The 14,556-nt window shown below is 44.6% G+C and carries 15 protein-coding genes and 1 tRNA gene; 8 read left to right on the forward strand and 8 right to left on the reverse strand.

Annotation, left to right across the window (positions count from 1 at the left end):
* The first annotated feature begins 5 nt into the window (after positions 1-5).
* Entirely contained in the window at positions 6-689 is a 684-nt protein-coding gene (locus MF542_RS04520) for a phytanoyl-CoA dioxygenase family protein (RefSeq protein ID WP_247016400.1), read from the forward strand.
* Here MF542_RS04520 and trmB read toward each other — a convergent pair.
* Genes trmB through MF542_RS04535 form a run of 3 tightly spaced genes read right to left on the reverse strand, consistent with a single transcriptional unit; the run spans position 676 to position 2,525 of the window.
* Positions 676-1,338 (reverse strand): tRNA (guanine(46)-N(7))-methyltransferase TrmB, encoded by a 663-nt coding sequence (trmB, locus tag MF542_RS04525; protein WP_247016402.1) that lies wholly within the window; start codon positions 1,336-1,338, stop codon positions 676-678. The two genes, MF542_RS04520 and trmB, sit on opposite strands and share 14 nt — an antisense overlap.
* Before the next feature lie 37 nt (positions 1,339-1,375).
* Positions 1,376-2,038 (reverse strand): PAQR family membrane homeostasis protein TrhA, encoded by a 663-nt coding sequence (trhA, locus tag MF542_RS04530; RefSeq protein ID WP_247016404.1) that lies wholly within the window; start codon positions 2,036-2,038, stop codon positions 1,376-1,378.
* Positions 2,039-2,054: 16 nt separating this feature from the next.
* Entirely contained in the window at positions 2,055-2,525 is a 471-nt protein-coding gene (locus tag MF542_RS04535) for a DMT family transporter (RefSeq protein WP_247016406.1), read from the reverse strand.
* Positions 2,526-2,745: 220 nt separating this feature from the next.
* On the opposite strand from MF542_RS04535, the gene MF542_RS04540 reads away from it, so the two are divergent.
* Positions 2,746-3,366 (forward strand): class I SAM-dependent methyltransferase, encoded by a 621-nt coding sequence (locus tag MF542_RS04540; RefSeq protein WP_247016408.1) that lies wholly within the window; start codon positions 2,746-2,748, stop codon positions 3,364-3,366.
* A 60-nt stretch (positions 3,367-3,426) separates the two neighbouring features.
* Here MF542_RS04540 and MF542_RS04545 read toward each other — a convergent pair whose 3' ends face one another.
* Complete coding sequence (locus MF542_RS04545; protein ID WP_247016410.1) at positions 3,427-3,837, reverse strand: MAPEG family protein; 411 nt, start codon at positions 3,835-3,837, stop codon at positions 3,427-3,429.
* A gap of 158 nt (positions 3,838-3,995) precedes the next feature.
* Here MF542_RS04545 and MF542_RS04550 point away from each other — a divergent pair, with 158 nt between their 5' ends.
* Positions 3,996-4,952: an AraC family transcriptional regulator gene (locus MF542_RS04550; protein WP_247016412.1), complete on the forward strand. Its 957-nt coding sequence runs from the start codon at positions 3,996-3,998 to the stop codon at positions 4,950-4,952.
* Here MF542_RS04550 and MF542_RS04555 read toward each other — a convergent pair.
* A complete protein-coding gene (locus MF542_RS04555) occupies positions 4,949-5,404 on the reverse strand; it encodes an SRPBCC family protein (protein WP_247016414.1) in 456 nt (151 codons plus the stop codon). The genes MF542_RS04550 and MF542_RS04555 overlap by 4 nt on opposite strands.
* A gap of 166 nt (positions 5,405-5,570) precedes the next feature.
* Here MF542_RS04555 and MF542_RS04560 point away from each other — a divergent pair, with 166 nt between their 5' ends.
* Positions 5,571-6,704 carry a serine hydrolase domain-containing protein gene (locus tag MF542_RS04560; RefSeq protein WP_247016416.1) on the forward strand — a complete coding sequence of 378 codons (1,134 nt, stop codon included), beginning with the start codon at positions 5,571-5,573 and terminating at the stop codon, positions 6,702-6,704.
* Positions 6,705-6,760: 56 nt separating this feature from the next.
* Here the strand turns inward: MF542_RS04560 and MF542_RS04565 are convergent.
* Positions 6,761-6,837: transfer RNA gene (locus tag MF542_RS04565), tRNA-Met, on the reverse strand.
* Positions 6,838-7,062: 225 nt separating this feature from the next.
* Between MF542_RS04565 and MF542_RS04570 the strand changes: the two genes are divergently transcribed.
* Complete coding sequence (locus MF542_RS04570) at positions 7,063-7,545, forward strand: OsmC family protein (protein WP_247016418.1); 483 nt, start codon at positions 7,063-7,065, stop codon at positions 7,543-7,545.
* Here the strand turns inward: MF542_RS04570 and MF542_RS04575 are convergent.
* Positions 7,542-8,135 (reverse strand): TetR/AcrR family transcriptional regulator, encoded by a 594-nt coding sequence (locus tag MF542_RS04575; protein WP_247016420.1) that lies wholly within the window; start codon positions 8,133-8,135, stop codon positions 7,542-7,544. The genes MF542_RS04570 and MF542_RS04575 overlap by 4 nt on opposite strands.
* Positions 8,136-8,298: 163 nt before the next feature.
* Here MF542_RS04575 and MF542_RS04580 point away from each other — a divergent pair, with 163 nt between their 5' ends.
* Both MF542_RS04580 and MF542_RS04585 read left to right on the forward strand, forming a co-directional pair.
* Complete coding sequence (locus MF542_RS04580) at positions 8,299-9,474, forward strand: alkane 1-monooxygenase (protein ID WP_247016422.1); 1,176 nt, start codon at positions 8,299-8,301, stop codon at positions 9,472-9,474.
* Positions 9,475-9,583: 109 nt separating this feature from the next.
* Positions 9,584-11,335: a class I SAM-dependent methyltransferase gene (locus tag MF542_RS04585; RefSeq protein ID WP_247016424.1), complete on the forward strand. Its 1,752-nt coding sequence runs from the start codon at positions 9,584-9,586 to the stop codon at positions 11,333-11,335.
* A gap of 17 nt (positions 11,336-11,352) precedes the next feature.
* Here the strand turns inward: MF542_RS04585 and mnmA are convergent, their stop codons facing one another.
* A complete protein-coding gene (gene mnmA / locus MF542_RS04590; RefSeq protein WP_247016426.1) occupies positions 11,353-12,501 on the reverse strand; it encodes a tRNA 2-thiouridine(34) synthase MnmA in 1,149 nt (382 codons plus the stop codon).
* A gap of 298 nt (positions 12,502-12,799) precedes the next feature.
* On the opposite strand from mnmA, the gene MF542_RS04595 reads away from it, so the two are divergent.
* Positions 12,800-14,548, forward strand: a complete 1,749-nt coding sequence (locus tag MF542_RS04595; RefSeq protein WP_247016428.1) for a flagellar hook-length control protein FliK — start codon at positions 12,800-12,802, stop codon at positions 14,546-14,548.
* The last annotated feature ends 8 nt before the right edge of the window (positions 14,549-14,556 follow it).

The raw sequence follows: 14,556 nt of genomic DNA on the forward strand, positions 1-14,556 counted from the left end.
TTTTTATGTTTCCAGTATCGGGCTTAACATTTACGGAGCACGGAGCAGAACTCATTGATGATTTTCTGTCTCCAGCTTCGCTCAAATCTCTACAAACGGCTACCGACACATTAACGCTCACCACTATTAAAGGCGGCTTAAGGAATGCGGAAACCAAAATCCCATTAATTAGCAAAACAATTGAAATTGAAGCGATTCAAGAACGCCTTGAGGCTTATTTGGCACCTCCTCTATCCCTAGTAAGAGCTATCTATTTTGATAAAACTACAGATCAAAATTGGTTAGTTCCTTGGCATCAGGATTTAACTATTGCGGTTGATCGTTTTTTTGAATGTGAGGGCTGGGAAAATTGGACTCAAAAAGAGGGTATCTGGCATGTCCAAGCACCGCTCACGGTGTTGGAGAATATGATCACTGTACGCATTCATTTAGATGATACAGATCAAAGAAATGGATGTCTGAATATAGTGCCTTCCAGTCACGCCTTAGGTCGTATACCACATAAAACTATCACAGGCATCACAGCTCAATCAGGCCACACTGAGTGCGTGGCTAACGCTGGCTCGGCACTTATCATGAAACCTCATATTATACATTCTTCAAAAAAAGGCACAAAGCCATCAAGGCGTCGAATTATTCATCTGGAGTTTTCCAGTTTTCAATTACCTGAAGGCGTTAACTGGGTTTGATGTCAGTAATTAGCCGGTAAACCTGCTGGCCGCTCTCATAGTATTTTTTCTCAAAAGGTGTGAGATATTCTTCTGGTTCAAATGCCTCTAACTCTGAAATATGCCCAGCTAGTTTCAAAGCAATCTGAAACTCTTCCAGATACAGCTTCCAGTTTGACCTCATTTCAAACTGGCCACCAAGTTTCAACATATAGGGAAATACAGGTGCTCCGTGCCAACGACGCCCTAAATGGGCCGATTTCGGCCAAGGATTAGGATAAAGCACAAAATGCTTTTCCACCTGCCAACCTGCTGTCACCATCAACCGGTAAAAATCATTTAAATCTGCCCGCCGAAGGATCATGTTTTCAGGGTCGACCTGCAATCTTTCGCGGGTTACCCGGCTTGCTGATTTATCAATACCAATCACCAAATGATCAGGATGATCTCTCGCGATCAATCGCGTGCTATCCCCAACACCGCAGCAACTATCGAAAACTACCGAACCCGCATGTTTACTCACAAGCTTATTCACTTCGTCAAAAACACGCTGGGTATGATCCGCAATCGGCTTTTTAAAATCAGCCTTCAAATGCTTAAGCACAGTCGCTTCAAGCCGTTCATGCGGGCCCGTTTGGTTACTTTCAATTGTTCTGGATTTCTGCTGCATGGCAGAGGCTATAACCCAAGCGCTAATCGCAGGTCAATTAAATCACATAAAGGTAGATCGCAAAGAAATGACTAGCACTGCCCAAAAGCACAAACACATGCCAAACCGCATGAAAATAAGCGACAGATTTAATCGCATAGAAAATCGCACCTATAGTGAAAAAAGCCCCACCCGCGAATAACCAGTAAAGCGCCTCTTTAGGCAAACTTTCAGCGAGGGGTCCTACCATCAACACCCCTGCCCAGCCCATGGCCAGATAAATAGCAAGCGAAATATAATTCATCTTCTTACCGCTTTTGCGGAGAAAAGCGATCAGCTTGAATAGCGTACCTGAAAGCGCTGCCCCCCAAACACCAACCATAACCCAAATACCAGTTGAAGCAGGAAGTGTAATCAGAGCAAATGGCGTGTAACTGCCAGCAATTTTAAAATAGATAGCTGAGTGATCCAGCATCTTAAAAAATGGCTGCAATTTGCTTTTAAACATGCTGTGGTAAAGCGTGGAACAGCCATACATTAAAATCATACAGCCTGCGTAAATAGAAACAGCAGTGATGGATAAAATGCCTTGGTCACTGGCTTTAAGAAGTAAAAACACCATAGCAATTGCCGCCAGAACAATTCCTACCCCGTGAGTACCAGCGTGGACGATTTCTTCCATAACGCTATAGGGGCGGATGCTCTTTTCTGCAGTTGCCATTTTATGCTTCCCTTGGTTATGCCCCCGGGATATCCGTTGGCGTTGGGCGCGTAATCATATAGACGCCTATGATCAAGAGTAGCGCACCACTGGCTTTTTGCCAATTAATAGGCTGAGCTTCATTCATAATTCCATAATGATCAAGGAAAAGTGAAGCAACGACCTGCCCACCAATAACTAGGGCAACCATACTCGCGGCCCCTAATACCGGAGCTGTCATTGTAGCGGTCGCAACAAAATAAGCGCCAAGCAAGCCGCCAATCCAAGCCCACCAAGGTAAAGAAGCTAGTTGAGCTGTATTGAAGTTTGGCATTTTGGTAACGGCTAGAAAAATCATCAGGCCAAGAGTACCTACAGCGAACGAAATCGCAGATGCTGAACTAGCTCCACCAACTGCAGTTCCCAAACGGGCATTAATCAACGCCTGAAGTGGCAAAACTGCTCCGGCAAACAATGCCGCGAACATATAAACGGATTTACCTGTCACAAACAAAACCTTTTACTCAATACTCTAAACAAGCGGCGTATGTAATGGATGACGCTTCAGCTTTCAACAGACAATCTGTCACGCCAGCTATGCACCGAATGATTATTTAAAAATATCGCCGATTCCCGAAAAATTGAATAAATTTCAAAATCAGTAAGACCAGTGTACCTATTGCCTCTAACAATACGCTCACTGAATCAGTTGGGTATGGAGAATAGAAATGCAAACGCCGCTTTTCATCGCGGAACATAGCTGTCATGCACGCGGTTTTATAGGAAGCATGATTGCTAAATGGATGGCGTTTGCAACAGCTGGAGCAAATGAAAAAGCCGTTTCACTGCTAGACATCCAGAATGGTGAAAAAGTGCTTGATTTTGGGACCGGACACGGTCGTACTCTTGGTCTTATCCATAACAGAACGCCAAACGGGCTTACGGTAGGGCTGGATAACAGTCCCATTATGATTAAAGAAGCTATCCGGCGAAACAAAACCTATATCGAAAATGACACTATGGAAATATACCAATCCCATGGTGCCTTGCTTAAGTTCTCCGATGGATATTTCGACAAAGCCCTAATGGTGCACAGTTGCTACTTTCTTCACCCGCTCGAAGAATATTTTGCTGAGATGAAACGTGTTCTGAAAAAAAATGGTGTTTTTGTTGTCTGCTTTCAACGCCGAAGACAACATAGGCCAAATACACTGCCTGACGAAGTTTACCGCCTGAGAACAGCTGAAGAAATGAAGGTTCTGCTCTGGGATGCGGGTTTTACTCTTACTGAAGAAGCTGTACTGGAAAAAGGCAATAAACCACTCGTATGGCTTAAGGTAGAAGCTTAACACATATGAAAACCCCACCGTCTGTGCAGGAACAAACGGTGGAGCATCTGAGACTGGCCTTTAGGCAAGGAATAGAGAGCCAATCGCCAGAATTGAAAACCATGAAACCAGATAAACTGGTGTGCGCAGGAACGGTACGCCCAGGATGTAAACCACGGCGTGGATAACTCGTGCAAAAAAGAATACTTCAGCCCACATTGCAACCGCGGCACCTGCAGCAGTGTCTAAAAGAAACCCAGCAGCCAAGACTACTGCAATAAAGGCAGGCATTGTCTCTACCATATTAAGATGCGCGCGCTGTGCCCGGGCCGCCCATAAAGGCTGTTCTGGTGTTACCGCAGGAAAGTTTTCAGGATAGTTGTTCAAGAATGTAGGAATACCCCAACCAACCATTCTTGCGACGATATAAGGTGCCCAAAGAAGTACTGTTAGTACGCCACTCAGACCTAGATAATAATATGCTGTTTCCATCGTATTTCTCCGTTTTAATCTGAAGAAAAGGTACGATTTCCTTCCATACAATCAATGCTCTGTCGTACGGTATATATGCTCATTCGTTCTACTTATCTTGATATCAACAAAAAGCCCTGATTAAGTAGATAATAGATTGAACCCCTAAGGATTGTGTGATGGATGTTTTTAGCGACATTTTAGATTTAGTAAAATTTCAAGGTTGTCTCTATTTCACTACCTGTTTCACCAATACTTGGGGTGTTGAAGTACCAGCTTTTAAGAAGGTCGCTCGATTTCACTATATTGAAGAAGGCGAGTGCTGGGTGAGCGTGGACGGAGCAGATCCAGTACAATTACTTCCTGGCGATTTTATTATCATTCCAAATGGCAGCATGCACCTCCTGAGGAATCATCCTTCTTCAAAGGTTTACCCTCTCACAGAGGTCCTTGAAGACGGTAGTTTTGACGAAACAGGCAGACTAACCTATAGCAACGCCTCAAGCCTCAAAACACCTCAACCTGCCACTCGATTAATTTGTGGTCATCTTGAATTTGATGATGGATATGACCATCCCCTGTTTGCGCAGCTACCACCTTTCATTCTTATAAAAGGTAAAGAAGCCAAAAACTTTTCCTGGTTTGATCAGGCACTGAAAATGATGACGCTTGAGACAAATACCAAACGCCCCGGCCATGACGCTATTGAAAAACGGCTTTCCGAGATCCTGTTTCTTCACGCTATCAGAGTTTGGATTGAAACCTCAGGTGGCCCGAAGGGATTTGCTGCTGCCGTTCTTAATCCACAGATTGGACGTAGTTTAAGCGCTATGCACAATAAACCTGAGCGAAAATGGACGGTTGAGAGCATGGCCCATCAGGCCGGGATGTCCCGCACCGTATTTTCATGCCGGTTTTCCGAAATCATGGGCCTTACGCCCATGCAATATTTAACACAGTGGCGTGTACTGAAAGCACAAAGACTACTGACAGAAAACAACGTTTCCGTAGAATGGGTGGCAGCAAAGGTTGGTTATGAATCTGTTGCCGCATTTAGCAGAGTTTTCAAACGACATACAGGCAAAGGCCCAGGAGCCCACAGAAAAGCCGCTAAAGAAATTGAAGTTGCCGCTTAATTGGACTGCGTCTCGCAATACTGTTTAACGGCGTCCATATCTGCACACACAGCTTTCCGAACCATCCCTTTCATCAAAGGATTGAGGATTTTCGGAATTAACCGATATGCACGGGCTTCCATAACCATAACAAGCTTGGTTTGGTTGCCCCCTTCCCCTTCCACCGTTTCAACAGTAAAGATAGTATCCCAGATTGTACCATGACTATCGGCGACTGCACGAAAATGATCATTTTCCGAATATTCACGAACTTCAATCTCAGTGGAAGCTTCCTTGCCGTTCATATCGCGAGTTTCGATAAAACGTGTGCCAGCTCCGATTTTCTGTTCAGTCAGAAATTCAACGTTTTTGATATGCGGAATTGCCTGCGAAAAATTCCTGATATCTGAAATGCAGGAAAATACAGTTTCTATTGGCGCATCAATATAGCGAACAATGGTGGTCTTAGTCATACCTTGCCCCAGTTTATGGTAACAAAAACCATAATAAGGGCTTGCCTCATTGTAAAGCTTCAGAGCTTCACAACAAATACCTCTTGAAACATAAACACCGCTTCATACGTAAGTAACTCGCAACAATAAACTATCTACATATAATAAACGACAGAGAGGATATCTTATGGGAAGAATTGGAAAGTTGGCTTTGCTAGCAGCAAGTAGCCTTGCATTAACTTTATCTCCCGTGACAGCTAAGGCATACTCAGCCGAAGAAGAAACAGCTATTCAAACAACTAATCCCCCGCTCAACCAAATCATTCAAACCATCACGGATGACAATAACTTTCACGGCACAATCCTAGTCGCAGACAACGGAAAAATTACCCATAAGGCTGGTTACGGCTTTGCAAACATGGAATGGGAAATCCCTAATTCTAGTGACAGCAATTTCTATATTGCATCCCTTTCCAAAAGTATTGTCGCAGCCCTAATTGTAAAGATGGCAGAGGCAGGAGAGCTAAAACTCGATGATACTATCGCAGATCATTTGCCCGGTTTCCCAGCTGATTATGCGAAAGATGTAACGTTGCAGTACCTATTAACGCATACATCAGGCATACCGAATTATATCGAATTCGAGGGTTGGTTTACAGGCAAATTCAGAGGTGCTATAAGCAAAGAAGAATTCCATAAAACTATTGCCTCTTACCCACTGAAGTTTTCAAGTGGTACCGATAAACACTATTCCAATTCCAACTATTATATTCTTGGCTCTATCATTGAAAAGGTTACAGGCAAACCTTTCTCGTCGGTTATGCAAGAACGTGTCTTTGAACCACTGGGCATGGTAAACAGCGGTGTGCACACCCAAGGTAGAGTAATACCTCGACTGGCCCTACCATACGAATCCACTGGTGAAGGCTCTTATTGCTCCTATAAAGTAGATGACTACTGCGCTAGCGGTTACACGAATATGAACCTGTTCCGAGGTGGTGCCGCAATTCACACGACCGCCGAAGACTTGTTAAAATTTGACCAAGCTTTCTATGGCACTGATTTCTTGTCTGACAGTGCTAAAGACACAATTCTTGGCGGTAAAATCCCGTTCGGCTGGAACATTCATCAAGTCCCCTTCAAAGAAGGTACTACCCCTACAAAAGTGATTAGTTATAATGGCGGTATAAACGGCTATACTTCGCTGATGCTCCGCTTCCCTAATGAACACCGTACCGTTATCATCCTGAACAATAGTGGCAATGGTTACAGAGGTCTTGTTGGGATCGGCATGGAAATCGCGAGCCAGCTTTACAAATAACGCTGTAAGCAGAAAATAATAAAGGCCTAGCTCTCAGGAGCTAAGCCTTTGGAATTTGGTAGCCGAGGAGGGACTCGAACCCCCGACACGCGGATTATGATTCCGCTGCTCTAACCAACTGAGCTACTCGGCCATATTATAGTGCTTCAACGCGTTTACACCCAAGAGCATACGGCCGCTGAAAGCTGCGCTGGTATATCCCTCTGTTTCGCCCTCGTCAACCAGATTTTTTCATAAACTCGTAAAAATTTCCACCCGCAAACAGAAGTTCTGTTTTTCTCGCTTATTCGGCATATAAAGCAATTTGTTTAAACCCGATTTCCGACCTATATTGTAGAAACACAATTGGGGAATAGACATGACCGAATGGCGCGAACATAATTATAAATCCAGTATCATATGGACTGGTGCCGGCACACAAGGCACAAAAAGTTACCTAAGTTATGAGCGCGATTATGAAATTCATATAGAGGGAAAACCCTCTATAAAAGGCTCTTCTGACCCCATGTTCAGGGGAAATCCAGATGTGCACAACCCGGAAGATATGTTTCTAGCATCCGTATCAGCCTGTCATATGCTTTGGTTTCTTCATATCTGTTCTACGAACCGTATTTTGGTGAGTGCTTATAACGACCATGCGGAAGGCACGATGCACGAAGGGGAAGATGGAGCGGGTCAATTTACCAGCATCACCCTGCATCCACATGCAACAATTACCCATAAAGCTGACCTCCATAAAGCACACGATGCGCATATCGAAGCTAATAAAAAATGCTTTATCGCTAACTCACTGAATTTTCCAGTGCACCATAACGCGACATTTGATTGCCTTGGTGATTAAGAACGTCCGTACGCTAAAACCACTTGAATAGTATGATCGGTGAAGCGTTCAATTTTCTCTTCCGGTTCACCGTCCAACTTCATCAAAGCAAGTGTATGGCTTGCTGAAAGCAAAATACGCGCATCATCCCGGTTTTCTTTGCTGATGCTATCTTCGCATGCCCACAGAATTTCGCTTACCTTACTGAGTATTTGTTCCTGCACCACCATAAACCGGGATCTGAGCTCCAGATCAAACCGTGTGCTCCACCCCAACCACACTTTCATATAACTGGGTCGTTCATCCAAAACGAGTAACGCACGAGCAGACAAGGCCTTTAGTATGGCAGGTGCACCCACGGTGTGTGGCTCTAAATCATTAAACAAGGTAAGAAAATACCGGCCTACTTCATCCACTACCTCTTCTAAAAGCGCTTCACGAGTTGGGAAATATACAAAGGTCGCGGCTGTCGAAATTCCCACACGTCGGGCAATGTCAGCATGCTTTGCCTCTCCGATTCCCTTTTCCGCAAACAAATCAATGGCTGCTTCAAGAAGCTGCTGTTTTCTTTTTTCAGGGCTTAGGCGCTTACGAGTAGTTGATTGAGACACATTCTATCCTATTGGCTTCACAGCTATTTTTTAGCCCTATTCCACCTCTTAACTCAAGTTATTCCCGCCTCTACTCTACGGAATATATAGTTTTTCTTGTTATTGATAAAATTATCATTAATAATCACAGAACGCCTTAATCAATACCTTTGGGGAGAGGAACATGGCAGATACTGCGGCGACAGATTATGTGGACGGCAAAAAATGGTTTTGGCCACTCGCTACCATTCTTGGTTTTTTGCCCGTGGCCTCCATGTGGGTTTATTTGCAAACAGGGAGCGAGGCTTGGCTCTGGTCATCTCCTGTTTTCTTCTATGTTCTGGTACCAATTATTGAGACCTTCTTTGGTGAAGATGAAAACAATCCTCCGCGAGAAGCTATTCCTGCCCTAAGGGATGATCCATTTTACCGGTGGGCGGCTTTTTCAGCCCTTCCTGTCTCCTATCTTAACTGGATTGTTGGAGCGTGGTTTATCGCTACACAGGACCTTAGTCTTAACGGTTATATTGCCATCCTTGTTGCCAATGGTCTGATGGGCGCTGGTGCGCTCAATACAGCACATGAAGTTGGCCACCGCCGGGATAAAATGTCCCTTTTTGTTGCACGTTATCTTCTTTGCCTGTGTGGTATGGGGCACTTCAGGATTGAACATAATCTTGGCCACCATGTGCAGGTTGCAACACCTGAGGATAGCGCTACAGCCATGATGGGAGAAACATTCTATGCATTTGTTCTGCATGAACTACCAGGCGGTTACAAACGTGCATGGGGTATTGAAAAGAAACGCCTCGCCAAAAAAGGAAAAGCGGCATTTTCGGTAGAAAACGAAGTTCTTCAGAATACCCTTATCACTATCTTTTTCTATACAGCACTCACAGCTTACTTTGGATGGGTTATTCTCCCCTATCTACTTGGTGGAGCACTACTTTCCAACCTGATGCTATCTAGCGCCAACTATGTAGAACATTATGGCTTAATGCGTTCAAAACGCGAAGATGGTCGTTATGAGCGTGTACAACCCCATCATAGTTGGAACGCCAACCACATTGTATCAAACATCATGATGTTCCATCTACAACGGCATTCTGATCATCATGCTCATGCGGAACGCCCGTATCAGTGTTTAAGGCACTTTGATACATCCCCTCAACTACCAGCAGGATACTTTACTATGTTTATGGCTGCTTGGAACCCACCAATCTGGTTCAAAATCATGGACCCTCTGGTGGCCAAACAAATGGAAGGTGACATGACCAAGGCCTATATTAAACCGTCAAAGCGGGAGAAGATATTTTCCAAATATCATAACCCGGAAAGCCCTCTCCAAGCTGCTGAATAAAATCAAACAACGCTAAAGTACTCCAATCTTAAGTGCTTTAGCTGTTTCCATCCCATCCTATTCCCTTATAGTAGCTTAACAAGATAAAGCCTAAGGGGTGGGAGATTGTATGCTTACAGGGACAGGCACCAGCAAGCAGGAACAAAAACAGCAGGTACTAGATCTTATCAAGGAAAGTCGCACGGCGCTGGCTACAGGGGATTTACAAAGAGGCCTTGCTAGCCTGTTAACGGCCTTTGAGGTAAAACCAGACGATGAAGTTGTACAGACAGTTTTGTTTGATCTACTTTCCTGTACCCAAGGTTATGTTTTACCCAAATCTACAACTGACAAACTCGCCTACATTGCTCTCCAGAACAAACAGAATATTCAGGCTCTGGCCATGGTTCTCCGCAATCAACTTGCACAGGATCATAATGCTAAAGAACTTGCTTCACGGTTAGCTGCAACGCCATCTGCCGACTTTTTCACTGAGGAAAATTTAAACCTGGTAGACGAAGTTTTCTCTGATTATCTGCTGCAGTTAGTAACCGCAAAAACAACATGTATATCAGAAACGCTCGAAGACCTGATTACTGGTCTAAGAAAACATGCACTTGCCTTATATTATAGTGAAAACTCGCAAAAGCAGAGCATTCTGGAAAGATTGCAGGGCCATCTTTCTATCGTGGCATGCCAATGCTTCAATACTGAATATGTATTTTCATTCGGGGACACTGAACTCGCTTTAATCTCAAGGCTTCTTGAAGATTGCACCACCCTCCATGAACAAGCTGGAAACATAGAGATTATTCTTCTTGCGTGCTATTCCCCAGTTCTCAGTACTCTTTTATCCTGGAATAGTTCCCATATTGAAAAATTAATAGCGGAAGCTAAATCTATTTCCAATTGGACCTTACTACTCTGGCAAACTATATATTCCGAACCTGTAAAAGAACAGGTTTCCATCCAATCGATACCTGTGCTCGATGAAGTAACTGATAAACATTCCATTGAAATTTCTGATCAATATAACAGCTTCCCATACCCGCGCTGGCAAACAACAAAAACCGTAACACCGGTAAGCCTTAAAGCTTTGATGACAGAACTCTACGGTAAAGAGGTGCCTTCAGATTTTCCTGCTGCAGACCTAAGTACCCTTTATGCAGGCTGCGGCACAGGTGAACAGGTACTTAAAACCGAGAGCATGATAACTTCTGAAAAAGCGTTAGCCGTAGACCTGAGCAAGGCAAGCCTAGCGTACGCTCAACGTGTAATAGGCGATCATAAGCTAACGAATGTACATTTCGCATGTGGAGATATTTTAAACACCCGTTCTTGGGATGTTTCCTTTGATTTAATCGTCTGCACTGGTGTGCTTCATCATATGAAAGACCCACTTGCTGGCCTTGAAGCACTTAAATCCGCCAGCAAACCACATTCCGTCTTTCATCTAGCCCTATACAGCACCAGAGCTCGTGAGAATGTGAAAGAAATCCGAGAGTATATTAACGAACATAATATTCCCGGGAATCATGCTGGCATTCGTGCCATTCGGGAAATGATTAAAAACTTACCTGAAGATCACAAACTTAAATCACTTCAGGAAACAAGGGAGTTTTATTCCGTTAGCGGGCTTCATGATTATATTTTTAACGTACATGAAGTTACCTATACCCCACTTGAACTAAAGTCTTTCCTAGATGCAGCAAATCTAAAGCTTCTCGGCATTGACGGTGAGAAATCTGGTGTCAGCAACCAATATCTTGCGCAGTACCCAGATGACACGGCAATGAAAAACCTCAACAATTGGGAAGAATTTGAAAAACAAAACCCTGATTGTTTTTCTGGGATGATGCATTTTTGGGCCTGTCACACATGACAGGCCTGAGAACTAAACTATGCCGCCAAACGAGGATCAGCGCTTACAGTTTTTTCTATCCAACCACCACCTAACACACGGTCACCATGGTAGAATACAGCGGCCTGCCCTGGCGAAACCCCTGCCTCTGTTTCATTGAGTTGAATACGGGCTTTACCATCTTGTTCAAGGAACAACCGCGCAGGAACACCAGGCCGAGTAGATCTGATCTTAGCGATGACTTCCAAGCCCTCATCCGGAACGCTTTCCCCAATCCAGCTGACTTCTTTAACACCAATTTCCCTGGTAAGAAGAGCTTCTTTGGGGCCAACGATTACTTGTTTATCTAACGGATTAAGTTTCACTACATAGAGCGGCTCACTTACTCCACCAATACCAATACCTCGACGCTGTCCAATGGTATATTTAACAATACCATCATGCTGGCCAAGCACGTTCCCATCCAGATCTACAATATCACCTGGTTCCATAGCGCCCGGACGCAAACGCTCAATAACACTCACGTATTTCCCTTCAGGTACGAAGCAGATATCTTGGCTATCCGGTTTATCCGCAACAATAAGTCCAAAACGTTCGGCCTGTTTTCGTGTTTCATCCTTGTCCATATGCCCGAGAGGGAAACGAAGGAAATCAATCTGCTCTTGCGTCGTTGCAAACAAGAAGTAACTTTGATCTTTGCCGCTATCTACACCGCGCACAAGCTGTGCTTTTCCGTCTTCACCCAGTAAGCGCTGAACATAATGGCCAGTTGCCATACAGTCTGCTCCGAGATCACGGGCAGTATCCAACAAATCCTTGAACTTTACGGTCTGATTACACTTCACACACGGGATTGGCGTTTCACCTTTAATATAGCTATCGGCGAAATCTTCCATCACCTGTTCTTTAAAGCGGCTTTCATAATCTAATACATAATGCGGGATACCCAGCATTTCAGAAACTCTCCGGGCATCATGGATATCCTGACCGGCGCAACAACTTCCTTTTTTCTGAACCGCTACACCGTGATCATAGAGCTGCAGTGTTATACCAACCACATCATAGCCTTCTTCTTTAAGAAGCGCCGCTGTTACACTGCTATCCACGCCGCCTGACATTGCCACTACTACCCGAGTGTCTGCCGGAGCTTTTTCAAAGCCCATACTATTAATCTGTGCGCTCGTCATCGTGTTACTCTTTATCAATACCAGTTTGGTCAGCATTCAAGTTAGGCGCTGCATATAGGAATTATAGCGGAAAGAGGCAAGGGATTCCGAGCTTTTTTGAGCTTTCATCCAATTTTGCCGGGCAAAAAAGGGAAATAGAGCGCTCAGCTTTCCTCAATACAACTAGATACAATTTGCGACTCACTGCAAAACCACCCTTTTTCACATAGCCGTAAAAACTGGCCCGTCCCTTGCTTATATCTGAGCGAACATTAACCAGCACCGCCTTTGTTATCGGTGCAAAACTTTGGCAAACGATATGACTGCTATTGACCAGTTACTACAATCTTTCGGCTCATCGCCTGCTCAGGCGCTTGGCTCATTGTTAGGTACTAATCCTGCAGAAGGCACTGAAAGTACTGGCGAATTTGCAGCAGCTCTGCAAGCAATCAAACCAAGTAACTTTACCGCACAGGTTTCTGATACAGCTACTGAAAACAGTACTATCTACTCTGTTACGGCCACTGACGGGGTAAGCTCTGTTGAAGAGATTATTGCCCAGTATCAAGCAGATATCTCCACAGTGGATAGTCTTGATCCTTCTCAACCAACCGCAGGTAACAAACCTGCCCTTATCGTTGCAGAAGGTCGATCAAAAGAGTTTTTGGAAGGCATTCCTGGTCTCCAGCTAACAAAGCTCTCAACAGATCAACTTACAAAAATTATAGAAACTAATCAGGCTCTAGAGGGGCCAGTTGACACGGCTGATAATGAAGCAGGGCTATTTGTATTCACTGGCACACAAAATGGCATAGAAGAAACGCCTTTCCATTTTCTATCACTTTCGGAACTTGAAAGCTTACTATCAAGCCCAGCACCAGTAGAGAACGCACCAGAAGAAATCTCAGGCAGCCAAACAAGTACGACTGCAGAAACCGTAGCAGAAGAAACTGCCGCTGTAATTCAACAAAGTGTAATAGACGGTAGCACACAAACTGATGCTGACACTGAAGAAGTAGCAGCTGCTATCAAACAAAAAACCAACGCTGCGCCGGCTCCTTCAACTCCCATTAATCAAGCTGGTAACGATGGTGAAACTATAGAAGATGCAGCTATTATCGCGGCAGCAAAAGATGCGGCGCAAAAAACGATTAAAGCGGAATCTACACAAGTAAGAGCAGATGAAAAAGCGGCTGAAGGACACAGCATACAATCCCAGCAAGCGCAACAAACTGCAGGTGCAGCTGCTCAAGCTACAACTAACAAACAAGCTAATACCAATGGTAAAGCTAATAGTGGCATTCAAAACAAGCCGTCACTAACAGGTGAAACAGCTCAAAACAAAGCAACATCCGATGCTGGCGATACAGTTCCCCAGAAACAGACTGAAACTCCAACCGCTAGAACAGCACCTGTTGCACAAGCCCAGCCAACAAACACTCAACCTAACCAGCCACCTCTTACGCCAGAGCGGATTGCAGGCTTTAATGGCGGAACAGCCGCAGAATCGTTCGCGGCTGGCCTTAGCGGTTTAAAGGGTGAAGGTAGCTTCGCGTCAACGTTCAGCATTTTAGGCGGCAAACCCTCCCCTGCACTGGGAGCCCATGTCGCGAAACAAGTAAACCTTCAGGTGTCCAGAGCTGTCCGGTCTGGACAGAATGAATTTACCGTCCGCCTCGACCCAGCGGAACTTGGACGTGTACAGGTAAAGATGAGCTTTGCTGATGGTAAAGTTACTACAAAAATTATCGCCGAACGGCCTGAAACGCTTGAGTTAATGCAACGTGAAGTCCGCGGACTTGAACGAGCAATGGAAACAGGGGGGCATAAAGCCTCAACTGATGGCATTAGCTTCAACCTTGATACAGGCGATGGGCAAAGTGCTGGCAAATCGTTTGCTGAGGCAGTTCAAAAAGAACGCCTAGACGATCAAATCAAGAGCAGTGGAAGCGCAACAGAAGCTAGCTCTCAAGAAGATGATGATCATCTTCTGGAAACTGACCTGGTCGCCCTCGAAGAAATTTTATCCCGAGTAACCCCTGAAACTGGCCTTGATGTCAGAATTTAAGAGCCAGA

It is taken from the genome of Kordiimonas laminariae, from assembly GCF_023008165.1.
GTDB classification, from domain to species: Bacteria; Pseudomonadota; Alphaproteobacteria; order Sphingomonadales; family Kordiimonadaceae; genus Kordiimonas; species Kordiimonas laminariae.